This window comes from Burkholderia sp. MS455 (assembly GCF_016899445.1).
GTDB classification, from domain to species: domain Bacteria; phylum Pseudomonadota; class Gammaproteobacteria; order Burkholderiales; family Burkholderiaceae; genus Burkholderia; species Burkholderia pyrrocinia_C.
This window is the reverse complement of sequence record NZ_CP041778.1, coordinates 1,460,660-1,485,525: the sequence shown is the minus strand read 5'-3', so window position 1 is coordinate 1,485,525 and position 24,866 is coordinate 1,460,660. Positions and strand designations below refer to the sequence as shown.

Sequence of the window (24,866 nt, the reverse complement as noted above, 5' to 3'; positions counted from 1 at the left end):
CCGGATGTGCGTTCAGATACCGAGAATCTTGTTCATTGCTTTCGAAAATGCCGATGCCTTGCCCCCTTGGGATGGCGAGCAAGTGGGGCAATGTGGTTGCACTGCGGCAACTGACGATTGCACGCTGACGTCGTTGGCGCCGGTTCGATAATACTCGACCACAAGTGCATCGATATGGTCCGCAATCATCCTGGGCTTCGTCTGGCCACACTCCGCGCATGGTTTGCCTTGTACCGCCCTCGTTTGTGCTGGGGTTGGTCCGCATTTTGAATTGCGCGAGTATGGCGTCGTGATGCCGGACTTGGGTTTGAACAAGGTCCTATCAGGGATACCCAGGGCGACGATCGGGACCGTATTCCCCTGTCCGTCAATGGTGTTCGCAAGACCATAGGGGTCGACCCAGGAGGCAGGATTCGGAGCATATTGATAGAGGGTTGGACCGCCCTCGATCCGGCTCGGGTCCTGACTGATGAATTGCCCGATTTCATGGTCAAAATACCGATATCGGTTGTAGCAGAAACCGGTTTCTTCGTCGTAGTACTGTCCTTGAAGACGAATGGGCTGATCAAGATTCGTTCTGTCTTTCCCCTGTATCGGGGCATCGCTTGTCCATGTGGCGTAACTCACTTCCCACGCGACGTCGCCATGTTCATCGACCAGGCGGACTGGTGCGCCGTTCGGGTCATTGTGAAAGAAGTAGACTGTGCCACGCGGATGATAGGACTGCGACCGATCAGCTGTGTCGATTTGCGTGGCGTAGTCTGGAACCAGCGCAGGCGGTCGCGACCGTTTTCGTAAAGGCTCGTCTGTCTCGCCTGGATATTCGTCTTGTCGCGTCGTGCGCCCTATATCAACGTTGGAGTTCCGATGAACCATTGCGATCGGACGAAATGTGTCCGGATAATAGATCCAGTCCCGTACGTCCTGACGAGTTGGCGCGTCGCGCATGCCCGGTTGGACCATGCCGGGGCGACACGCGGCTTGCTCGGCTTCTGGTGTGATCTCGTCCGTCGTTTCGGCATCGAACCGTAATTCGCTGGCGAGCATATCGCCGTCCCAGAAGAATCGATGGACACACGTTCGGCTGACTTCGCGCCGCAGTGTCGACGTGATTTTCCTGGTTCGTCGCTGGAAAGCGTCGTATTCGTACCGCACGCGAATACGACAATCGTGACTGCGGTTGCTTTTTCCTGAGTGCCGGGTCGCTAGCGTCTCGGTCAATTGCCCTGCGGCGTCCCATCGAAGCGCAATATCCTGTTCCGCATCTTGCTTGTGCGTGAGATTGCCCGCTCTGTCGAACACGTAGCGACTGTCGCCGTGCCACCCTTCGCGCAACCATGTGCGCGACGTCGAACTGTTCTGGATAGCGCCCGTCAGAAAATTCTTGGTGCGCAGCAGATTTCCGGTGGGATCGTACAGAAAACGACGTACCGTACCCGCGGGATCGATATGCGCAACGACGTTTCCGACCGGGTCGTATTGAAACCGCTCTATACCCGACCGGGAATCGCGTCGCTCGATCAGATCGCCGTTCGCGTTATACGCATACTCGATTGCGAACATTTCCCCGGTCTCGGCAAGCAGCGATTGCCGAGACAAACGCCCTCTTGCTTCATACGACATCTCGCGGCGGAGAACATCGCCCAGGCGTTCGTCGCGGATTTGACCAAGCGCATCCCGTTCGATAACGATCGGCGCGTGTCCGTCGATCTCGATTCGGACGACGGCATTCAATGCGTTGTAGCCGTAACGAATCGATTGCTCGACGGGTTTGCCACCGGAAACGAGATGTGTTTTTCGTTCGACGCGATTACCGGCAGCGTCGTATCGATTGAAAAGCCTGAAGTTGTTACCCTGTCGTTCTTCGATCAGCTGGCCGTCGCAGTCATATCTGAACTGAAGGATCACGGATGGGTTTGATGCGCGGACAAGATCCCCATGTTCGTCGTAATGAAAGCAATCCGTACGAAATCCGTTCTGCTGGTCCGGATCGGGAATGCGTTTCTCGACGATTCGCCCCACTCTGTCATATCGATAGTGGATTGTTTGACCGAGAGGGTTGATCGAGCGTAGGAGTTCACCGGTCTGGCCGTATTCGTAGCGGCGTGACTGCCCCCAATAGTCGATTTCTTCGACTATTCTTCCTAGCGCGTCGCGCTTGATCAGGTAGCGCTCTCCTCGCTCGTTGACAACCTCGACAAGTTGTCCTTCAGGATCGTAGTGATACTGGACTTCGGTGCCATCCGGCTGAATACGCTTAGCGATCTCACCAAGCGTTGTATAGGTTAGGCGTATCACATGGCCGGCCGGATCGTGATACCGCACCAGATTGCCATCTGCGTCGTAGGTACAGTGGGTTTCACGTCCGTCGGATTCGATGGCTCGCACGAGCCTGCCGCATGGATCGCGTTCGTATCGGTTTTCATGTCCGGCTGCATCGACAGTGCCAACGACGTATCCACGCGCGTCACGCTCGTATTGCGTGGCGTTCCCAAGCGCATCGATTATTGAAGTGAGATTGCCATGACGGTCGTAACCGAATGTCGTCGCATCGCCGTTCGGCCCGGTCCAGGATGTGATGCGACCATGACTGTCGTACTCGTATCTGGATATCGCTCGGGATGGGGTGATGTAAGAGAGAAGGCGTCCGCGTGAATCCCATTCGTATTGCCACTGGCGCCCCCCCGGGGCGGTGACGAACCGGGGCTTGTGATTCGCATCATATTCGGTTCGGACAGCCTGACCGTCCGGCATGAATTGCGCGGTCAGATTGCCGTGCACGTCGTATTCCCATCGAGACGTACGGCCCATCGGGTCCGTCTCGGTACTGGTTCGCCCATGGGCGTCGTAACCGTAGCTGGTTATGCCTCCGAGTACGTCGATCTCGGCGATCGGAACGTGACGCCCGTTCATCTGGATGACGGCGACGTGTCCGATGGAATCGGTAATGCGCGTTTCGTATCGGTCGAGATCGTAGGCGAAGCGGTAATCAAGCACGCCCTCATCGCCCCATGCGTGATCGACACGCCATATGCCGTCGCTACCTTGCAGATAGCTGTAATGGAACGAAACGCCGCGTGCGCTCGTATGCCCGGTCATTCGATTGCCGTTCTCGTAGTTGAAACGGCACGAGTTGCGAATGGCGTCGAGTGCTGCGACCAGATTCAATTCGCGATCGTATTCGTACCCTGCGAGCGGATATGTATGCATGTCGGCATCGATTAGCGTCATCGACGTCGTTAACGCTACATCCGAGACGATACTGGATTCGCATTCGATGCATCGTCCGCTTGGACCATCGACGTCATGTTCGAGTACTCGCGAAAGATGACCTGAAGGCTTGCGCTCGAACAGCCACGCGTGACCATGGAGATCGCCGATCCAGTCGAGCATCAGCGTTAGCGCGGGCGTGTTGGCTAGGCTGCCGACAGCCGCGTCCCACGATTGCGGTAACGAGAACCCGTATTCGATGCCTTCGCCCGTTCTCAGTACCAGTTGATTGTCGCGGGAATACAGTGCATAGCCGTATTGCCAATCGTAGACCCGCGTCGACCACCCCTCATGCCTGGGAACTTCATCGAATGCCGTGGCGTGATCGACGAAGTAGACGGCTGCCCCGATGCCGTCGTCGCGCGAAACGAGATTCAATTGAATGTCTGCTGGCGTACTCCATCCGACGCCAATGGTACCGAGGCGCCGGTCGCTGCTCGCATAACGCCGGTTCCATTCGAGAGGAAGATGTCCGGTGACAGTGAAGTCGTGCTGCGCAACGATGACTTCTCCTGTCGTGACGTCCACCGGTTCCGCATGCAGGATGTTGCATTTCAGAAAACCCGGCTTGAGATTCAGCTTGTCCGCGAGCTTCTTCGCCCACTTCGACCCCTGAAACGCCTTGAACAGCCCCTTCGCCGCCGCAGCCATATTCAACACCGGCGGCCCGCCGACCATCACCGGCCTTCCCGCCGGAATCGGCAACATCACCGAACTCGGCATCGACGGATAAGTCCGCTCCGTATGCGCGCTGTTATGCCCCGGTGGTTCCATCCCAATCGACCAGCAACTCAACGCCGGCAGCGCCATGAACGACATCGGATCGTTGTTGGCCAGTACCGTCCGGCTGCCCATGTACGACTCCGCGTCGTCCGACGGCATGGGATCCGGCGCCGGCGGAGGTGCGAACGACTCCCCGAGTGGAAAATGCAGCCCCGGAACGTGATACGAATGCGTCCCGACTGTGGCCCGCATCAAGCCGTTCACGAATATCGGCCTGCCGGCGGCTCCACCCATTCCGACGCCTGCGCCGAGCACGCTTCCAATGCTGTTCCGTAGTGCCGCGGCTTGCTGTTCGAGTTTCAGCCCCTCCTCGATGATCGAGTTGTCCTGGATATCCGTCAGTTTTCCCGACGTGAACGCTGCCGCATCGTCGAGCTTCTTCACGACATCCGGATGGTCCTCGAGATACTCGGTCACCTTCTCCTGAACAATCGCCATCGCGATGCTGCCAACGACGCCCTTCGCCGCCTCGACATACTCCCGCAGGTCGAGCATGAACCCGACGTGGGGATGCGGTAGAAACACCGGCGTCGGGCTAGGTGCAACCAACACCGAATGAACGTCGATGCCAACGACGGGATCCAGATGCTTGACGGCCAGTAGTCCCACGTCATCCTCCCCGCTCAGCGCCCACCGCGCAACGCGGCGACCTTCTCGCTGAGCGCGTTGCGCCGCCGGTCTTGCACACCCAACTGCGAAATCATCCACTCGACAACCATCGGCAGATTACTTTTCGCCCGCATCGGTTCGTCGACCATCAATCCCGCATCGAGCGCATTGAACCCCGCCTCGAGCGCATGCTCTCGCTCTCCTGCCCGCTCCCAGCACACGGCGCTCATGCGCCACGCCTCGACGGTCATCAGCCCGTCTTTTGCAGCCGTGGTCGACGCCGCTGCGCGTTCATAGCAATACGCCGAGTGAGCGTAATCCTTGTGCGTCAGATGCACGCTCGCCTCGCCGAACAGCCCGTTAGCAACAAGCTTGTGCCCTGCCGGATGCCCTGCCTCGACCGCGAGCATGCCGCTGCTGGCGGCGCTCCGGTACGCTTCTATCGCACGCTCGCGATCGCGCCACTTCAGATACGCCGCACCTGCGATCAAATGCACGACAACGCACTGGTCGAACCACTGCTCGCGTTCAGCTACCTTCAGCGCCGCCGCACGCAATTCTTCGAGCCGAACCGGATTACCGCCTTCAATCACCTCGGTCAGCATCACGAAATGTCGTCTAAACTCACCACTCGGCCCGCGCTCGCCCGACTCCGCCAGCAATTCGCGCGGCACGCTCGCCATCGAATATTTGCCTTGCACGACGCGCACCGCAGCCCGATGCCGTTGCATCAACGCTGCAAACGGCGCGATATCGATACGCGGCACGACAAAACGCACACGCTCGCCAAGCTGCGGCGCGACCGCCATGATCGTCAGCAAGCCATCCATCCACTGCACCCATGCCGCGTCATCCCGCACTTTCGCCGGTTCCAGCACGAATACCATCGCCGGAAAAATATCCGGATGGTGCTGCATCAGGCTGTCGGCAACCGTGAACAGATACAGCAAAGGATTCTTCCCATCGTCGTACGGCGCTTGCCAATCCGCACGCACGCCCTGCGCTGCGGACCCCTCGCGCCGGCTGTCGTAGAACGCGATAAGCTCATCCGTCAAAGCCTTCGCATACCCCGCTTCATTGACGAACGACGCCCGCATCGTCCTGACCGCACACGAAGTTTCATCCTGGACCTGAAAATACAGCCGCACGAGTTCCGCATCCGTCTCGTCGGTCTGCCATATCATCAATCGCGCGTCGCGTTCCTTCGCGAAACTCATCCAGTCCGTATGCGCATCCATGAACCTGCGCTCCACCGGATTGGTCGGCTGCCAGTTCTGCATTCGTGCGGACCTCCGTCACGGATTCAGTTTCAAGATCGTCCCTTCGACCGTGTGCTCGACCGACGCCGACGACGTTACCTTCTTGCTGTTCACGCTGTGGCTTTCCGTGCCGCTTGATGCGACGTTGACGCCCCGGATCGTGATCGTGCCGTCGCTTTTCATCACGATGCTGGACATCCCGCAGACGAGCGAAAGCTGATCGCCGGCGTTGACGGTGACCTGATGCTGCACGTTCGTCGTATGGTTCGCACCGACGTTGACGGTGTGTTCGCCGCCGACCGTGTGCGTATGGGCTTTGGCGATCGTCGAGGTCCGCGTGCCGATCTCCTCGGTATGCGCCGACGCAACCAGCGTCTTCATGTCCTGCGACGTCGTCTGATACATCTGTCCGACGTTCAGCGTCTTGCCTTCGCCAATCGTTTCGGTCTTGGCATGCGTGACCGACTCCGTGTGGCTGCCGCCGATCGTCGCCTCACGATCCGACGCGATCGTCACGGTTTCCTTCTTCCCGACCGTTCGCGTCCGGTTCCCGCCAACCTCATGCGTTTCATCCACCCCGATCTGCGCGACCCGGTTCTTGCCGATATTCACCGTCTCGTTCTGCCCGACACTCCTTTGCCGGTTGTTCTTCACCTGCATCGTCTCGTCGTTCCCGACCGTATGCGTATGGTTGTTCCCGACGGAAAGCGTGTGATCGGCCTCCGTCTCCGCATCGAAGTTCCTTTCCGCATGCATCCAAAGCTGCTCAGCGCCTTTCTTGTCCTCGAACCGGAACGCATTCGCATGCTCGGTCGTTCCACCCGGCGACGATCTCGACAACAACCCGCTCTGCGTCGCACTCCCCGGCAGCCCCCAAGGCGGCATCTTCTCGCCGTTATAAACACGCCCGGTCACGATCGGCTCATCCGGATCGCCATTCAGGAAATCGACCACGACCTCGTCGCCCACACGCGGAATCTGCACGCCTCCAAACCCACCGCCGGCCCACGGGCTCGACACACGCACCCAGCACGACGAATCCTGATTGCTCTGCCCATACCTGTCCCAGCGGAACTGCAACTTCACCCGCCCATACTGATCGGTCCAGATTTCCTCACCCGGCGGCCCGACGACAGTCGCCGTCTGCGGCCCGTTGGTTCGCGGCCGCGGCGTCTCACGCGGCGATCGATAAGGCAAACTCGACGGCTGCACGAGCATCATCGTCTGATGCACGACAGCCTCCGCACCCTGATCGCTCGCATACGCGTTCTCCTGAAAGCGGTACTGACACCGCACGATCAGGTACTCGCGGTTCTGATCGGCACGCGGGCAATGCGCGAGCGTGAACAGATACCCCGGCGCGGCACCGCGCACATCCGTATCGGCACTCGCCCGCTCGTGCTCGGCCTGCTGCTCCTCGAGCCTTACGCGGCTGTAATGCGCGCCCGGCGCATCGTCGCGATAGCCGCCCGGCCATTCGAACGACGCGAAGCCGTCGTGATCATGCCCGCGCGGATCGACCTTCTGCGACGAAAGATCGGCGCGCGGCTTCGTATAGTCGTAGTCGCTGGTCTGATGCTTGCCGACGCTCACCTCCTGCGCGGGCAGCCAGCCGTCGATGTGCTCCTCGTCGGCAATCGCGGTGCGGTCGCGCGCGATGTACGGAATCGTTTCATAGCCGGGCAGCGCCGTGTGCGACGACATCGCGTCGCTCAGCATCAGCGTATGCGTGTCCTCCGCATGCCTGAACCAGTAATAGATGCCCTCGAACTCCATCAGCCGCGACACGAATGCGGCGTCGGTCTCGTTGTACTGCACGCAATACGCGCGCGGCACATACGATTCGGCGAGGTGGTTCTCGATCGGAAAGCCGTACGTCGACAGCACCTCCTGCACGATCTCGGGCACGGTCTTGTTCTGGAAGATCCGGCAATCGGAGCGGCGCGTCGCGAGCCACAGCCACGGGCGCACGACCAGCTCGTAGCCGTAGTGCCGCTCGGCACGCCTGCCGGAAAGCGATGCGCGCGCAACGATGCCGTTCAGGTAGCGCGTCGACTGGTCCTGCTGTTCGATCCGGACGGTCACCGGCTTGCCGAGCATGTCCTTCAGCGACAGGCTGTGACTGTCCGCAAGCGCCTCGATCCGGAATTCGAACAGCCGGCCGAGTTCGTCGCTGCCGTCGAGCGTGTGGAATTTCAGGTCGTCGCCGTGCGGGCTGTCGAGGGTGAATACGCGATTCACGTCGTTGCCTCCTCGTCGAACCGGTAAGCGAATTCCCCATCGGCCGCGCTCACTTCGATCGACGACAGCGCGCGGCCTTCGAGCGTGGCCTGCAGGATCGCGCGGCTGATGCGCGGCATCACGGTGTGCGTGAGGATCGCGTCGACCATCCGGCCGCCGGATTCGATCGTCCTGCAGCGCTCGACGATCAGCGCGGTCGCCGCGTCGGTGCAGCGCAGCCGGATGCCGTGATGCGCGTCGATCCGCTTCTCGATCCGCCGCAACTGCAACGCGACGATCCGCGCGAGCGTCGCATCGGTGAGCGGGTAATACGGCACGACGGTCAGCCGGCCGAGCAGCGCGGCCGGGAACACGTCGAGCAGCGGCGCGCGCAGCGCATCGGCAAGCGTCTGCGTGTCGGGCAGGTGCTCGGAGTCGCGGCAGAGCCGCATCACGCGATCGGCGCCGACGTTCGACGTCAGCAGGATCACGGTGTGCCGGAAATCGATGTCGCGCCCCTCGCCGTCCTCCATCCAGCCCTTGTCGAACACCTGGAAGAAAATCTCGTGCACGTCGCGGTGCGCCTTCTCGATCTCGTCGAGCAGCACGACGCTGTAAGGCCGGCGGCGCACGGCTTCGGTGAGTACGCCGCCCTGCCCGTAGCCGACATAACCGGGCGGCGCACCCTTCAGCGTCGATACGGTATGCGCTTCCTGGAACTCGCTCATGTTGATCGTGATCGCGTTGTGCTCGCCGCCGTACAGCGTGTCGGCCAGTGCGAGCGCGGTCTCGGTCTTGCCGACGCCGGACGGGCCGCACAGCAGGAACACGCCGTGCGGCTTGGTCGGATCGTCGAGCTTCGCGCGAGCGGTCTGGATCCGCTGCGCGATCAGTTCGACCGCATGCCGCTGGCCGACGACGCGTTCGCCGAGCGTATCGGCGAGCTTCAGCACGGCCTGCGTCTCGTCGCGCACCATCCGGCCGAGCGGAATGCCGGTCCAGTCGGCGACCACGGCCGCCACCGCATGCGTGTCGACGGCGGGCAGCACGAGCGGCGCGTCGCCCTGCAGGTCGGCCAGCGCCTGCTGCGCGGTCGCGAGGTGCGCCTGGATTTCGGCGCGCGTGGCGGCATCGAGTTCGCGCGACGGATCGTCGTCGAGCAACGCGGCGCGTGATTCGACGATCGCCGCCAATGCGTTGCGCTCGGTTTGCCAGCGCACGTCGAGCTGATCGAGTTCCGCCTGCGCGGCCGCAATGTCGGTGTCGATCGCGTCGCGCCGCTCGGCATCACCGGTGCCGAGCGCGCACTCGCGCCCGATCCGCTCCTGTTCGACACGCAGGCTGTCGATGCGGCGGCGCGCGTCCTCGATCGGCGCGGGCACCGCGTGCTGGCTGACGGCGACGCGCGCGCAGGCCGTATCGAGCAGGCTGATCGCCTTGTCCGGCAACTGCCGGGCGGGGATGTACCGGTGCGACAGCGTGACGGCGGCCTGCAGCGCGTCGTCGAGCACGAGCACGCGGTGATGGGCCTCGAGCTTCGCGGCGAGGCCGCGCAGCATCGTCAGCGCGGCCTCTTCTTCCGGCTCGAGTACGTGCACGAGCTGGAAGCGCCGCGTCAACGCGGGGTCCTTCTCGATGTACTGCTTGTACTCGGACCACGTGGTCGCGCCGACCGTGCGCAGCAGGCCGCGCGCGAGCGCGGGCTTCAGCAGGTTCGCGGCGTCGCCGGTGCCGGCCGCCCCGCCCGCGCCGACGAGCGTATGCACTTCATCGATGAACAGGATCGCCGGCCGCTCGGACGACATCGCTTCGTCGATCACGCCGCGCAGCCGGCTCTCGAACTCGCCCTTCACGCTGGCGCCGGCCTGCAGCAGCCCGATGTCGAGCAGGTACAGCGCGACGTCGCGCAGCGACGGCGGTACGTCGCCGGCGGCGATCCGCAGCGCGAAGCCTTCTGCGACGGCTGTCTTGCCGACACCGGCCTCGCCGACCAGCAGCGGGTTGTTCTGGCGGCGCCGCAGCAGGATGTCGACGATCTGGCGAATCTCGGCGTCGCGCCCGACGACGGGATCGATCTCGCCGGCCCGCGCGCGCTCGGTCAGGTCGACGGCGAAGCGCGCGAGCGCCGAGCCGTCGGCGGGCGCGGCGCGCAACGCGTCGCCCTTCGATGCCTGTGCGGCCGGTTGCGCCTCGGGCGAGCCGGCGACGATCGATTCGAGTTCGTCGGCGAGCACGTCAGGCACGATGCGCTCGAATTCGCGCGTGATCGAAATCAGCACGTTGCGCAACTGCGGCGTCTTCAGGGTCGCGAGCAACAGCACCGCGCCGCGAATCCGTGTCGCGTCGTACTTCAGCGTCGCATAGACCCACGCGCGTTCGACGGCGTCGTCGATGTGCACGGACAGGTCCGACACCGAGCCCGCGCCACGCGGCAGCCGGTCGAGCGCGGTGACCAGCGCGCGGTCGATCACATCCGTGTCGATGTCGAAGCGGCGCAGCACGCGCTGCAGGTCGCCGTCGGGCCGCTGCAGCATCTGCTTGAACCAGTGCGCGAGCTCGACGTACGGATTGCCGCGCAGCCGGCAGAACCCGGTCGCCTGCTCGAGCGTCTCGTAGAGGAACGGATTCAGTTTTCCGAACAGGTTGACGCGGCCGATATCGGACATGACGGCTCCCGTTTAGGCGGTTTCGCGATGAAGGGGGGCACGGCCACGCCGCACGTCGTAGCGGACGACGAGGTCGCGCGCGGGGCCCGGTTCGAGACGCTGCCCAAGCCACGCGGTGCGGCCGATCTCCTGCGGCGCGCCGAGCGCGATCGCCGGCACCGCGTCGGCCGCCAGTTCGAGCTGCACGTCCCAGTCGAACTCGATGCCGACGTATTCGCGCACCCATTGCGCGAGCTGCCGCGCGTGCGGCCCGCCCGGCAGGAAGCCGCGGTAGGCGTCGAGCGACAGCGGGCCGAGCACGATCCGGAAACGCGACTGCGCATCGCGCACCGCGACGCCGAGCGCGACGGCGCCGACACGCAACGTCGGTCGCGTCGCGCGGATCGTGCAGCGCTGCGAGCGTTCGATCGCGACCCACTGCGGTACGTGCTCGACGATGCGCGCATCGACGCCGAAATGCCGGCGCAGGATCTGCACGAGCCCTTCCGGGTTGCGTGTGTGCCGCACGAGATGGCCGGCATGGAAATAGCGTGCATGCGGCGCGAGCGTGTCGGTGTCTGTCGGCGTGGTCGGCGTGGTCGGCGTGTCGCCATGCGACGACCGCCCGATCAGGCTCGCGATATAGCCGTCGAACCGTGCGCGTTCCGGGCGATCGAGGCTCACCGTCGGCTGCGCGTCGGCCCACGCGCGGTAGAACAGCAGGATCAGCCGGTGATGGAACAGGTCCGCGAACGCGGCGAACGTCGGGTCGTCGTGCTGGGCCGCGCGCTCGTGCGCGTATTCGGTCAGGTGCGTCGGCAGCGGCCCGTTCGGCCCGAACAACCCGAAACCGTGGATCGCGATACGCGGCGGCGCGGTGCCGTTCTCGTGCACGCCGGCCAGCATCGACGCCGCGAATGCGAGCGACGGCTGCTGCCCGAGCCGCACCGGCTCGTCGCGCGGCCGCGCGGCGTGGCCGAGCGGCGCGCGGCCGGGCGACAGCGCATCGAGCCAGCGCAGCGCCTGGAACAGGTCGTAGCCGTGCGGCGCGGCCCGCAGCCGTGCCCACCACGCGTCGCGGCGTGCGGCTTCGGCGGCCGGCCGAGTGCCGGGCGACGTATCGCGTTTCATATCGCAGGCCGCCTGCCGATGCGCGCGGGCCAGCGTGCGAGCGTGCCGCGCTGCGCGCTGGTCAGCACGCATTCGGCGAACGCGTTGATCGACACATGGCGCGCGAAGAACTGTTCGAGCACCGCGCCGAGCAGGAACGGGCTGTCGCCGGAGAACGCATGGTCGTCGACGGTCACGTCGACCTGCACGCCGCGCCCGAACATCAGCGGCCCGAGCGCCGGCAGCCGGCGGAATACCGGAGAGAACGCGACGCGCTGCACGCCGTCGATCTGCCGGCGCATCGCGGCGTCGGCCGGGTCGGCATGCAGGCCGAGCAGTTCGCGCAGCGCATGCGCGCCTTCGTCGTCGTCGAGATCGGTCAGCGTGTGGCGCGCGAGCCCGAGATGGCGGATCAACCGCCAGGCCGTCTGCGCATCGGCGATCGGCGGGCGCGGCCGCGACGGGCCGCGGATCGCGACGATGCGCTCGACCGGGGCCGACACGCGCAGCGTGAACGTGTTCGCGTCGCCGGGCGGCTGCAGCAGCACGAGATCGCGGTTCGTGCACAGCGTATCGGCCGCCAGGTAGCGCATCGTTTCGTCGTATGGCGCGCACTGGCTGTCGACCAGCGACACGTAGGTCTCGCTGCCGACGTAGCCGGTGCGCGTGCCGTTCGCGCGAGCCTGCGCGGACACCAGCCGCGGCTCGCGCCGCACCGTGTAGTACGCGCCGTGGTTGCCGTCGTCGCCGGCGAACGATGCGTGAAACGGCCGGAATTCGCGCGACTGGCCGTCGTCGCGCTGCTCGCTTGCGAGCCGCTGCACCGCATAGACCTCGTAGTCGAGCGGCCGGCTGCGGTCGACGACGACATGATGCTCGCGCGCACCCGGCTGCAGCGGAATCCGATCAGCGCGGCGCGCGAACAGGTTCACGGCCGGCGTGCAGTTCAGCGCGAGATGGCGCACGTCGACGGCCGCTTCGAGCGCCGCGTCGTGGCGATCGAACAGCACGGTCAGCTCGCACTCGTCGCCGGTCGCGCGCGCCAGCGCGGCACGCAGCCCGCCGATGCCGAAGAACAGGAAGCGCGCCGGAAACGCGAAGTACTCGCGCAGCAGCCGGTAGCCGTGGAAGCTGCGGCCGTCGTCGGGCAGGATCGCCTGCGCCGGATCGAAACCCTCGTGGACGATCGCGTCGGCGTCGAGCGTATGCAGCCAGCGCGGCGGCTGCGCCGGGTCGTGACACACGACGCCGAGCGCATGCGCGGCGATCAGTTCGAGCAGGTGCAGCGCGTCGCGCTCTGGGCCCGCGAGATGGAACGTCAGCCGGTCGAGCGGCAACTGCGATAGTTTGGCGCCGCCGCGCGCCTTCAGCCGGATGCGCAGCGCGGCGCGCACGTCCTGTCGCGCCGCGACGGCGCCGCGCGGCAGCCACGACGGCGCGCCGGTGACGGTCGCATCGGTCAGTTCGAGCGGCCACAGTGTCAGGTCGTGCGCGGTACGGAATTCGCACGCGGTCTGCTCGGACGCCGCCGGTCGCGCGCGCAGCGCGGTGCCGGCCGGCAGCCGCCAGCCCTGCGCAAGGCTGCCTTCGTTCATCAGCGGCGCGACCCGGACGATCGCCATCGACGGTAACGGCGAGATGTAACCGGGATACACGGCATCGAGCAGCGCCTGCGTGAAGCGCGGGAATTCGGCGTCCATCTTCAGCTGCACGCGCGCGGTGAGGAAGCTGAAACCCTCGAGCAGCCGTTCGACGTACGGGTCGGGCGGCCCCGATTCATGCAGCCGCAGCCGCGCGGCAACCTTCGGGAACTGCTGCGCGAATTCGCCGCCGAGCTCGCGCAGATACGCGAGTTCGCGGTTGTAGTAGTCGAGCAGGCGCGTATCCATTGCGTCAGGCCCCCGCCACGGATTGCAGCGACATCGCGCCCGTCTCTAGATCGAGGTCGGAGCGCAGCACGAATTCGAGCGGATGCGGGATCGACCACAGCGTGCCGCGGATCTCGAATAGCAGCACGTTGTGGCGCCGTTCGCCGGCCCGGCCGCCCGGCGCGTCGAGCACGCTGCGCACCTCGACGCTGTCGGATGCGATGCGCGGCTCGAAGCGCACGATCGCGTCGCGGATCGACGCCTCGACCGACATCCGCTCGACGCCCGACATCGGCTTGCCGACGAGCGGCCGCATCCCGTAGTTGAGCACCGACGCCTGCGCGTGCGCGAACGCCGACCAGTCGACGAAACCGTCCTCGGCGTTGCGCGTGTTGAGCAGCCACGCGAGATCGCGCAGCACGGCCGCGCGCAGCCGCTCGGTGCCGATCCATTGCGTGCCGGGCGCTTCGGCCGCGCGCTGCGGCGCATCGTCGGTGAGGCGGTCGAGCAAGGCGGGCTGCAGCCGGTCGCGCAGGCTGCCTTCCGGGCCCTCGCGTCCGTCGCGGGTTCGCGGGTCGTCCATCGTCGTCTCCGTGCCTGCCCGGCCCGTCACATCTCGGTGTTTTCCTTGATGTTCCAGCCGACCGTCACTTCGGCGCCCTTGCCGCCGTTGTCGTTCTGCTGCCAGTACTGCTTCTTCACCTTCGCGGCCTGGAAGCCGTAATGCATCATCAGCCGGTCCGCGACGTCGCCCGGATCGACGCCCGCCACCTGCGCGGACGTGACGAGCACCTCCTGCAGCGTCACGCGCATGAACTCGACCTGCGTGCCGCCCGTCTTGCACGCGGAAATCTCGACCGACGAAAGGTGCTTGCCGTTCGCGCAGTTCTTGATGATCGCGGGTGCGCCCTTGTCCATGTATGCGGCGACGACGAGATCGTTGAAGCTCGCCTTGCCTGCATTGCCGCCGCTGCCGCTCGCCATCGCGCCCGGCTGGCTCGCGCCCCACGTAAACGACTGGATGTCGGTCCAGCCCTTGTGCTGCGCGTCCGCCGATTCGCCGGTCACGCCGTCCACCTTCATAAACATTGCCACGCCCATTGCCGTCTCCGTTTCGGTTCGAGGTCAGGTTGAATGCCGTGTTGAATGCCGCTTTCCGCTCATTTTTCAGCTCATTCGTTCGCCGCCTTCGCGGTCGGCAGCCGCGAGATCAGCCGCAGCGACACGGTGAGCCCTTCGAGCTGGTAGTGCGGCCGCAGGAAGAATTTCGACGTGTAGTAGCCGGGGTTGTCCTCGACCTCGTCGACGACCACCTGCGCGGCCGCGAGCGGCTTGCGCGCCTTGGTTTCCTGCGACGAGTTCACGGGGTCGCCGTCGACGTAGTTCATGATCCAGTCGTTCAGCCAGCGCTCCATGTCGTCGCGCTCGCGGAACGAGCCGATCTTGTCGCGCACGATGCACTTCAGGTAGTGCGCGAAGCGGCAGCACGCGAACAGGTACGGCAGGCGGCCGGACAGCCGTGCGTTTGCGGTCGCGTCGGGATCGTGGTATTCGGCCGGCTGGTACAGCGACTGCGCGCCGATGAATGCCGCGAAATCCGAGTTCTTCCGGTGTACGAACGGCATGAAGCCGTTCTTCGCGAGCTCGGCCTCGCGGCGGTCGCTAATCGCGATTTCGGTCGGGCACTTCTGGTCGACGCCGCCGTCGTCGGTCGGGAACGTATGGCTCGGCAGCCCTTCGACCGCCCCGCCCGATTCGACGCCGCGGATCGACGAGCACCAGCCGTACTGCTTGAACGAGCGGTTGATGTTCGCGGCCATCGCGTATGCCGAGTTTGCCCACGTGTAGCGGGCGTGGTTCGCGGCGTCCGTATCTTCCTCGAAGTCGAATTCGTCGACCGGATTGGTGCGCGCGCCGTACGGCAGCCGCGCGAGGAACCGCGGCATCGCGAGGCCGACGTAGCGCGAATCCTCCGACTGCCGCAGGCTGCGCCACGCCGCGTATTCGGTGTTCTGGAAGATCTTCGTCAGGTCGCGCGGGTTCGACAGCTCCTGCCACGAATCCATCTGCATCAGCTCCGGCGACGCCCCGGCGATGAACGGCGCGTGCGCGGCCGCCGCGATCTTCGACAGCTCGCCGAGCATCTCGACGTCGGGCGGGCTGTGGTTGAAATGGAAATCGCCGACCAGGCAGCCGAACGGCTCGCCGCCGAACTGCCCGTATTCCTCCTCGTAGATTTTGCGGAACAGCGGGCTTTGATCCCACGCGACACCCTTGTAGCGCTTCAGCATCCGCGCGACCTCGTTGCGCGACGCCGGCAGCGCCTTGATCTTCAGCAGCTCGTCGGTCTCGGTATGCGTGACGAGGTAATGCAGGCCGCGCCACGCGCCTTCGAGCGTCTGGAACTCCTCGTGATGCAGGATCTGGTTGATCTGGTCGGACAGCTTCCGGTCGATCTCCGCGATGATCTGCTTCACGCTGCCGTACGCGTCGGTCGTCATGCCGACCGTATGTTCGAGCGCCTGCTGCGCGAGCGTACGCACCGCGCGCTCCACCGATTCGCGCGCCTCGGCCGTCTTCGGCTTGAATTCCTTTTGCAGCAGCGCGGCGAACTCGTCGTGCGCGACGGCCGGCTGCGCGGCGTCGCGTGTGTCGGCGCGGGTTTGGACGGGGTCATTCATCGCGGGCCTCCGGTTGGGTCGCATCGCCGCGCTGCGCGGATTCGTGCGGATTGCGCACGAGCGTCTTCAGCAGGTCGGGATCGTTGATCGCGCGCTCGATCAGTTGTTCGGCACCGTGCTTGCCGTCCATGTACGACAGCAGGTTCGACAGCTCGGTGCGCGCTTCCAGCAGCCGGCGCAGCGCGTCGACATTGCGCGCGATCGCGGCCGGCGAGAAATCGTCGATCTGCTCGAACGTCATATCGACGTTGAGCATCCCTTCGCCCGTCAGCGTGTTCGGCACCTGGAACGCGACGCGCGGCGCGACCGACTTCATCCGCTCGTCGAAGTTGTCGACGTCGATCTCGAGGAACTTGCGCTCCGGCAGGTCCGGCAGCGGCTCGGCGCGCTTGCCCGCCAGGTCCGAAATCACGCCCATCACGAACGGCAGCTGCACCTTGCGCTCGGCGCCGTAGGTTTCGACGTCGTACTCGATCTGCACGCGCGGTGCCCGATTGCGCGCGATGAACTTCTGTCCGCTGCCCGCTGCCTTGGTTCTGTCAGTCATCGTCCACTCCTTCACGTCGATCAGGTTGCGCGGTACGTTGCCGCCGCCCGCGTGGCGGCTTCCCTCGTTCGGTTCATTCGCTTCGCTCGCCGCTCAGCAGGTCCAGCTTCGGCAGGCTCTCCGGCGCGAGATCGCGGATGATTTCGTAGAAGTCGAGCGCGAGCAGCCGCTGCGCGCGCCGCAGCAGCAGCGGCGCCGGATGGCTCGGCTCGTGCAGCTCGAAATAGCGGCACATCTTGTCGAGGCCGAGCCGTACGTCGTCGCGGCTCGTTAGCTCGGCATCGCGCCATGCATGCGCGTTCGGCATCGCAGCGGGCGCGGCCGGCACGGTGCCGGCCTGCGATGCGTCACCGGATGCGGCCTGCGGCGTGGAGTTCGCTCCGTCCGACGCGCCCGGCTGCGATTCGGGCACCGGCACTTCGCGCACGATCCTCTGCAATGCCTTCTCCGCATCGCCCGCATCGGGTGCCCACTCGCGGCCGAGCTTGTCGATCACGCACGCGCGGATCGTGTCCAGCGCTTGCAACGCGGCGCGCGCAGCGTCGAGCGGCGTCGTGCCGTCGCCGCGCACGGCCGACAGCGCGGCAATCAGGCTTGCGCGGCCGCCGGCTTCGTCGCGGCCGTCGAGCAGCCGTTCGGCATCGCGCACGCTCGGGCCGCCGTCGAACAGCGGCTGGCGGCGCGCCGCACGTGCGCAGTCGTGCGCGCCGGCCACGTCGGCGAGCGCGTTCATCCGTGGCGTCGGGTCAGGTTCGTCGTCGGCGTCGAGCCTCGGATGCAGGTCGTCCCACCGGCGCTCGAGCAAGTTCGCGACGACCGCGAGCGCGTCCGCATAGCCGGGCAGGCCGTGTTGCTCGATCCAGCTGCGCGCGAGGTGCGCAATGACGCGCAGGTCCTTCGTGCGTGCGGACAGCGCCAGCGCCAGCCGCTCGACCGCGCCCCAGTCGGGCGCCTCGGCCGGGATCACGGTGTCGCCGTACTGCTGCTCGGCGCGCGGCGTCGCGCGCTCCTGCAACTGCAGGAACTCGGCGTCGTATTCGAGATTCGCGCCGCACGGCGCATCGGGCGCGACGTCCGCGAGCAGCCGGCCGATCAGGTCGGCGCGCGGCGTCGCCCACGATACGCCGGGCGGCCCCGGGGAAAGCGCGGCGGCGGCCAGCGCCGCCTGGCTGATGTCATTCGAATGCATAGTCGATATTGATCGGTTTGCTGCCGAAATCGACCGCAACGGTGCGGTGCAACGGCGGCAGCGAGCCGTTGCGGATCTCGATCTGGTAGACGCCCGGCGTCAACGACACGGAGCGCAGCGGCGGGCTCGCGCCGCGCCGCGCGCCGTTCACGTACACGTCGCCCCACGGCCGCACGTTGAAGCGCACCTGGACGGTTTCCTGCGTCTTCGGCGGACGCTGTTCGGCAGGCAGCACGTTCACGGCGGCGACGGCCGCATCGGCTTCCGACGGCGGCTTCGGCGCCGGGGCCGGCGTCGTCGCCGGTGATGCGGCCGCTGCCGACGGCGGCACGCTGACGACGCGCTCCGACGTGTCGAGGCTGCCGGCGGGCGCGATGGTCGAACTGGAGCCGGATTGCGACGGGGCCGGGTTCGTGACGGTGGTCGCGACCTGCGGTGTGGTTGCGGCGGCGTCTACGGCCGGTGTGCTGGCCGGCGCGGCGGCAACGGGCGGCGGCGGGACCTGAGCCGACGATCCGGCCGGCAGGCTCGACGGCGGCACGACGATCGGCGTCGGTCCGTGCTGGGCCAGCGTGGTGTCCGGCGTGCTGGCGGGCGACGACGTGCCGGCCTGCGGCTGGCTCGCGCCCGGTGCGGCCTCGTCGGCAACGCGCGCGGGACGCGACAGATAGGTCGCGGCGAGGCCGACGGCGATCAGCGCGACGAGCGCGCCACCGACGTAGACCGGTATGCGGCGGCGCGATCCTGCGAGTAAGTGGCTGCGTTGGGTGCCGGACGGCGCGGATGCCCGGCTCGATGCCGATGCAGCGGGATGCGGTGCGGTCGTATCGTCGGCGCCGGCAGTCGCATACGCGTTCCCGTTCGTGTTCCCGGAATCCGCTGCGCTGCGCTTGCCGATGTCTGCGTCGGCACGCGTGGATCGTGTATCTGCTTCGTGGTGCGTATCGGTTCCGGCAGGGGCCGGCTCCGTTGCACGCTCGGCGTTTCCGTTCGGCGCACCGGATTCGACCGGCTTCGCCGCGGGCTGCGAAGCATGCGAGGCCGACGATGCCAGCGCGCCCGTTGCCGCAATCGCGGCGCCCTGCGCAGCGGTCTTCGACGTTGAAGGCGCACCCACCTCCGGCTTGGCACCGAACACGGCAGATGCAGCAGATGCGGTGTCCGTCGGCGTCGACATACCGTCCTGACGCTCAGGCGTTGACGACTGCACATCCGACACAGTCTTGCCCGAAGCCGTCCCGCCGTCGCCGATCGCCGCCGCAGCAGCCGACGCGATGCCCGCCGCAGCGGAACCCACCGAAGCCTCCGTCTTCCCTTCCCCGCCGCTGCCCGCGTCCCCGACCGGCGGCACGACCGCCGCGCCATACCCGGCGCCCGTCCGGTCGAAGTCCCGCAACCCGAGTTCCGCCGCGAACGCCGCGACCGATTCCGGCCGATCCGGAATCCGCAGTTGCAGCGCATGATCGACGGCCGCGAGAAACGCCGGGCTGTATACCTCGCCGGCCGGCAACTCGCGCGACGCGAGCGGCCGGTACGTGTCCTTGATGCTGCGCACGACGGCCGCGGGCGGCAATTCGCCGGTAATCATCGCGTGCATCACCGCGCCGAGCGCATAGAGATCGGTCCACGGCCCCTGGCTGAACGCCGGATCGTCGGTGTACTGCTCGATCGGCGCGTAGCCGGGCTTGATCATCATCGCGCCGTCGTCGACGAGATCGCCGATCCGTTTGCGCGCCGCGCCGAAGTCGAGCAGGATCGCGCTGCCGTTCGGGCGGATCAGCACGTTGTCGAGCGCGACGTCGCGATGGAAGCATTGCGCGCGATGCAGTGTGTCGAGCGCGCCGAGCAGCGCGCCGACGATGTTGCGCAGTTGCGTCTCGCTGATCCGCATGCCGCCGTCGAGCAGCTGCTTGAGCGTGCGCCCTTCGTAGAACGGCATCACCATGTACGCGGTGCCGTGGCTTTCCCAGAAGTGCAGGACCTTGACGAGCCCCGGATGATCGAATTGCGCGAGCAGGCGCGCCTCGTTGAGGAACGCGCCGCGCCCCGCGTCGAACGCCTGCGCGAACCGCTCGGAACGCAGCGACACCGTATAGTCGCCGCCGCGCGTCGCGAGCATCGACGGCATGTACTCCTTGATCGCGACCGCGCGCCGCAACGTGCGGTCGAACGCGCGATAGACGATCCCGAAACCGCCGATCCCCAGCACCTCGTCGAGCTGCAGTTCACCGAGGCGATGGCCGAGCGGCAGCGGCCGCACCGTGAATTCGGATGCGTCGCCGCGTGTCGCCGTGTCGTACTCGTTGTCTCTCGATCCAGCGTCCTTCATGTCCACCTCATGAAACCGTGTGTCTTCTGCCCGCCGCGCTTCAGCCGGGCTGCTGACCGCCGCCGAACAGCGTCAGGAACAGCGCGTTGTCGGGCGTGCCCGTATGCGCATGCGTGCGCAGCGGCGATCCGTCGGCGCGGTTGGTCCACCAGAAGCTGGTGCCGCCGTGCGGATCGAAATAGCCGGACAGCCCCGGCCACGCGGCCGGCGCCGGCTGCTCCGGCAGCGCGGCCGGCATGCCGTCGACGCGTTCCGCGTACCTGCCGCCGCCCGGCACGAGCCGCACGCGTTCCAGCGTCCGTTCGAGATCGCCCGGCGCGCGCGCATGGCGGATCGCGTCGAGCAGCGCATGGCCGACCTGCCAGTAGAACGCGTCGGCGGCGTCCGGCAACCCGTTCCAGTAATCGGCCGCACGCATCGGCAGCGTGACGATCACCGGGTAGTAGCGCCCCACGCGGTCGCAGCTCGGCGCGAGGCAGCCCGGCTGCACGCACGACGCACCGGCGCCCGTCGGGATCAGGAAATTCCAGACCGGCGCGACCGTGTAATGGCGTTCGATCTCGTCCGCGCCGCGCTGGCGCATCGCGGCCATCCCCTGCTGGAGCCAGCGTTCCCACCAGAGCGCGAGCGCATGCGGCAGCCGGCTGTTCACGAAGTCACCGGCGCCGGGAATCTTCCCGTACCAGGCCGGCGCGTCGCCGGCCGTGCTCGTGAGCGGCGGTGTGGGGCTCATTGCTTCGGAGGGCATGTAAAGGACTCCATCTGGGCCAGCCTGAACGGGTTGCGGACGCTGCCCGCATTCACCTGCAGCACGATCGGTTTGCCGTCGACCGTGAAGCGCGCAATCATCTGGTCCGAGCCGTGCCCGGCCGATACCGCCGCGCGGTCGAACAGCCGGTGCAGCGCCCACGGCCCGCCGGTCGTGAAACCGTCGGTCGCGCCGGCCTGCGCCGACACCTGCAGCCGCACCTGGTTGCTGCCGCGCGGGCCCGGCCAGTCCACCGCGCTCTGCACGAGCGGGCCGTGCGCGTAGCGGACGATCTGCCCGTCGACGTCGAGCACCATCTCCGTGATCGACGGGTCCATTTCGAGCGGCTGGATCTGCACCTTCAACTGCGCGGTGCGCGCCCCGCCGCCGAAATACGCGTCGCGGATCACCGCAGCCTTCTCGAACGACGCGAGCATCGCGGCCGCCGACGGATCGGCGTCCGCATTGCGGTTCGCGAAGCGCCACGGGTGCGACGTCGTATCGACGATCGACTGCAGGTTCTTCTGGAAGAAATCGTCCATCAGCCCGCCCGGCGCGAACATCTGCGCGAAATCCGCCGGCGCGACGTCGCGCGACGATCCGCGCGCGAACGGATAGCGGCCCGCGATCACCTGCCGGCAGAAGTCGCCGACATTCGCGCCGGCCCGCAGCGCGACGCTGCGCTGCTCGACGGTCGCGACGCTGCCGTTCGCGACGTTCGACAGGTCGTCGAGCACTTCGCGGAACGGCGTCGGCAGGCGGCCGGCCTGCGCGCGCAGCCGCGCGGGCGCGTCGGACGGCGGCGGTTGCGCGCCGCTGCGCAGCGCGTCGTCGGTGGCCGTCAGGTACGTGTACAGCGCGTCGATCGACTTCAGCACCGCGTCGAATCCCTGCGCCTGGTCGCCGCTGCCCGGCGCGAACGCGCGCAAGCCGGCGAAGTGGCTGTCGACGATCTGCTCGGGGCTCGCGGGCGCCGCCGCGGACGGATTCGCGTCGCTGGCCTGGCCCGCGAAGATCTGCGACAGCGAACTGCGCGCCTCGTCGACCTTGTCCTGCGCACGCGCCGCGAAATTGCGCGCCCCGCCCGGCGCATCGCCGAGCGCCGTGTCGCGCGCGAGCGCGACCATCAGCCGCGTAAGCGGCGAATCGGCCGACGACAGCGCGCGCGCCACCTGGATGCTCTGCGCGAGCGTCGCCGTGCGTTGCAGCTTGATGTCCGCGAGATAGTCGTCCCAGATCTTCAGGTAGTCGTTCAGGTAGAGCTGGCGAATATCGCGCGCCCACGCGGCCGCGTCGTTCGGCCCGGGGATCTCCGACAATCCGAGGTTCAGCACCCACACTTCCTCGCGCCCGTACGCTTCGACCTCGCCGGCCAGGCGCGGCGCGAACACGTTGCGATAGCCGTTGCGCGTATAGAGGCCCGGCACGCTTTCCGACAGCGGCTTGCCGCCCTGGCGCCGGAACACCAGCGACGCGTCGGGGCCGACCGCGCGCGCGACGCTGAAGTCGAACGCGGACGTCGCCGGGCGCAGCGTGCGCGTGAGCTGCCGGTACAGCCGCTGCGAGAACGGCACCTGCCGCAGCCGGTCGCGCACGTCGGCCACGAGCCGCTCGTTCATCGGATACGGCGATACCGCGACGCGGTTGCCGAACAGCGCGGCGAGATGCGCGCGCAGCGCCGACCGTTCGGCCGGCGAGAAATCCGGTGGCAGCGAGCGCTCCATCTCCAGATCGACGACGGCCTGCACGAACGCGGGATCGTAGTGCGCGCTGTCGTACAGCATCAGGTACGCCTTCAGCGCCGCATACGCGTAGTCGGTTTCGTCGGGCCGCGCGTCGCGCAGCGCGGCCTCCATCCGGCTCGCGGCGATCGGCAGCAGCACGTCGTCGAGCGCGCGCCGGTACACGGCATCGACGGCCTCGTCGATCTTCTCGCCCTGGAACAGCCCCCACCGATATGCGAGCGGCGGATGCTGCAGGTCGACGCCGCCCGCATTCGCGAGCCCGCCGAGCGCATCGAGCACGGGCAGCAGCCGCGCGATGTCGGCCGCGTCGGAGAACTTCGCGCCGGCGATCCGTGAATCGACGGCCGGCACGCGCGCGGCGATCTGGTCCAGATACGCGCGATTGTTCGAATAGCTGCGCAGCCACGCGGCCAGCACGGCCACGCATGCGAGCGCGAGCAGCGCGTAGCCGGCGATCCGCAGCACGCGCCGCTTCTGATGCCAGCGCAGGTCGCTGCCGGCGAGCGCGGCTTCGCGGAAGATGTGCTCCTGCAGCAGCGACTTCAGGAAGAAGCTGCGCCCAGTCGAGCCGACCTGCGCGACCGGCGGCACGCCCTCGATCTTCAGGAAGCGCTTGATGCCGCTCATCACGCGATCGAACGCGGTGCCCTCCTGCGTGCCGCTCGTCAGGTAGACGCCGCGCAGCATCGGCATCGGCTCGAAGCTCGACACGGAAAACACCTCGGCGACGAACTGGCCGAGCATGTCCTGCAGGTCGGCGATCTGCTGCGGCAGCAGGTAGGTCATCTCGCGCTGGCGCGCATCGGTTTGCGCGGCGAGCAGTTCGGGCAGCCCGTCGTTCAGCCGCTGGTGCAGCAGCCGGTATTCGCGGTCGAATGCCGCGCGCAGGTCGAAGCCGGGTGCCTCGCTCTGCGCGAGCGGGAATGTGAAGCCCCACACCTGCGCGCATTCCGCGCGGCCGTAGTTGCCGAAATATTCGGCGAAGCCCGCGAGCAGATCGGCCTTCGTCACGAGCAGGTATACGGGAAAACGGATGCCGAGCTGCGCGCGCAGTTCGAGCAGCCGCTTGCGCAGCACCATCGCATGCTGCGTGCGTTCGGCCTCCGACGCGCCGAGCAGGTCGGCCACGCTGATCGTCAGCATCGCGCCGTTCAGCGGCTGGCGCGTGCGGTATTTCTTCAGCAGGTCGACGAAGCCTTTCCATTCGGCTTCGTCGAGCGCGCGGTTGCCTTCGTGCGTCGTGTAGCGGCCGGCCGTGTCGATCAGCACCGCGTCGTTCGTGAACCACCAGTCGCAGTGCCGCGTGCCGCCCACGCCGCGTATCGCCGCGCGGCCGAACTGCTCGGCGAGCGGAAAGCTGAGCCCGGAATTCACGAGCGCGGTCGTCTTGCCCGAGCCCGGCGCGCCGATGAACACGTACCACGGCAATTGATACAGATACTGGCGCGACATCCGGTCGAACCAGCGCGGCAGGCCCTTGCGCACCGCATCGGCCTGCCCGAAGCGGACCTTCTTCAGCAGCGTTGCGGCTTCGTCGAAACGGCTGCGCAACTCGTCGAGCTGCGCCTTCGCCGGATCGTCGGCGGTGGCCGGCCCCGGCGCGGCCTCGCGCAACTGGTTCAGCAACTGCGCATTGAGGCGGCCCGCGCGCCAGCTTCGCCACGCGACGCGCGCACCCCACGCGGCGAACAGCACCGCGATCGTCAGCCCGCGCGCCCAACCGCTTTCGAGCGGCCGGATCTCGGCGAACGCGAACAGCGGGCCCGCGAGCCACACGAAGCACGCGAGCACGACGAGACCGGCGAAGGTCCAGATCTCCCGCGACGGCAACGGCCGGACGAAACGCGCGACAGCCTGGTTCAT

14 protein-coding genes are annotated in these 24,866 nt (G+C 66.7%); all 14 read right to left on the bottom strand.

All coding sequences use genetic code 11. The annotated features are described in order from the left end of the window. Positions 1-12 precede the first annotated feature (12 nt). The 14 genes from FPJ27_RS11265 to tssM all read right to left on the bottom strand — a co-directional run bounded on the left by FPJ27_RS11265 (position 13) and on the right by tssM (position 24,866). Entirely contained in the window at positions 13-4,662 is a 4,650-nt protein-coding gene (locus FPJ27_RS11265) for an RHS repeat-associated core domain-containing protein (RefSeq protein WP_204422928.1), read from the bottom strand. Between the two features lie 14 nt (positions 4,663-4,676). Further along, positions 4,677-5,942 (bottom strand): hypothetical protein, encoded by a 1,266-nt coding sequence (locus tag FPJ27_RS11260; protein WP_204422927.1) that lies wholly within the window; start codon positions 5,940-5,942, stop codon positions 4,677-4,679. A gap of 15 nt (positions 5,943-5,957) precedes the next feature. Continuing rightward, entirely contained in the window at positions 5,958-8,162 is a 2,205-nt protein-coding gene (tssI, locus tag FPJ27_RS11255; protein ID WP_204422926.1) for a type VI secretion system tip protein VgrG, read from the bottom strand. Further along, entirely contained in the window at positions 8,159-10,807 is a 2,649-nt protein-coding gene (gene tssH, locus FPJ27_RS11250) for a type VI secretion system ATPase TssH (RefSeq protein WP_204422925.1), read from the bottom strand. The genes tssI and tssH overlap by 4 nt, the downstream gene beginning before the upstream one ends. Before the next feature lie 12 nt (positions 10,808-10,819). Next, positions 10,820-11,917, bottom strand: coding sequence for a type VI secretion system baseplate subunit TssG (gene tssG, locus FPJ27_RS11245; RefSeq protein WP_204422924.1), 1,098 nt, complete (start codon positions 11,915-11,917; stop codon positions 10,820-10,822). Then, on the bottom strand, positions 11,914-13,785 hold the full coding sequence (gene tssF / locus FPJ27_RS11240; protein WP_204422923.1) for a type VI secretion system baseplate subunit TssF: 1,872 nt from the start codon (positions 13,783-13,785) through the stop codon (positions 11,914-11,916). The genes tssG and tssF overlap by 4 nt, the downstream gene beginning before the upstream one ends. A 4-nt stretch (positions 13,786-13,789) precedes the next feature. Then, positions 13,790-14,347: a type VI secretion system baseplate subunit TssE gene (tssE, locus tag FPJ27_RS11235; RefSeq protein WP_204422922.1), complete on the bottom strand. Its 558-nt coding sequence runs from the start codon at positions 14,345-14,347 to the stop codon at positions 13,790-13,792. A 26-nt stretch (positions 14,348-14,373) separates the two neighbouring features. Continuing rightward, on the bottom strand, positions 14,374-14,865 hold the full coding sequence (locus tag FPJ27_RS11230; RefSeq protein WP_072436815.1) for a type VI secretion system tube protein Hcp: 492 nt from the start codon (positions 14,863-14,865) through the stop codon (positions 14,374-14,376). 71 nt (positions 14,866-14,936) lie between these two features. Then, positions 14,937-16,445, bottom strand: coding sequence for a type VI secretion system contractile sheath large subunit (tssC, locus tag FPJ27_RS11225; protein WP_204422921.1), 1,509 nt, complete (start codon positions 16,443-16,445; stop codon positions 14,937-14,939). After that, positions 16,438-16,992: a type VI secretion system contractile sheath small subunit gene (gene tssB, locus FPJ27_RS11220; RefSeq protein ID WP_034179510.1), complete on the bottom strand. Its 555-nt coding sequence runs from the start codon at positions 16,990-16,992 to the stop codon at positions 16,438-16,440. The genes tssC and tssB overlap by 8 nt, the downstream gene beginning before the upstream one ends. 73 nt (positions 16,993-17,065) lie before the next feature. After that, positions 17,066-18,181 (bottom strand): type VI secretion system protein TssA, encoded by a 1,116-nt coding sequence (tssA, locus tag FPJ27_RS11215; protein WP_204422920.1) that lies wholly within the window; start codon positions 18,179-18,181, stop codon positions 17,066-17,068. Beyond that, a complete protein-coding gene (locus FPJ27_RS11210) occupies positions 18,168-20,510 on the bottom strand; it encodes a serine/threonine-protein kinase (protein ID WP_204422919.1) in 2,343 nt (780 codons plus the stop codon). The genes tssA and FPJ27_RS11210 overlap by 14 nt, the downstream gene beginning before the upstream one ends. A 40-nt stretch (positions 20,511-20,550) precedes the next feature. Continuing rightward, entirely contained in the window at positions 20,551-21,258 is a 708-nt protein-coding gene (gene tagF / locus FPJ27_RS11205) for a type VI secretion system-associated protein TagF (protein ID WP_204422918.1), read from the bottom strand. Further along, positions 21,240-24,866 (bottom strand): type VI secretion system membrane subunit TssM, encoded by a 3,627-nt coding sequence (gene tssM / locus FPJ27_RS11200; RefSeq protein WP_204422917.1) that lies wholly within the window; start codon positions 24,864-24,866, stop codon positions 21,240-21,242. Before tssM ends, tagF begins: the two co-directional genes overlap by 19 nt.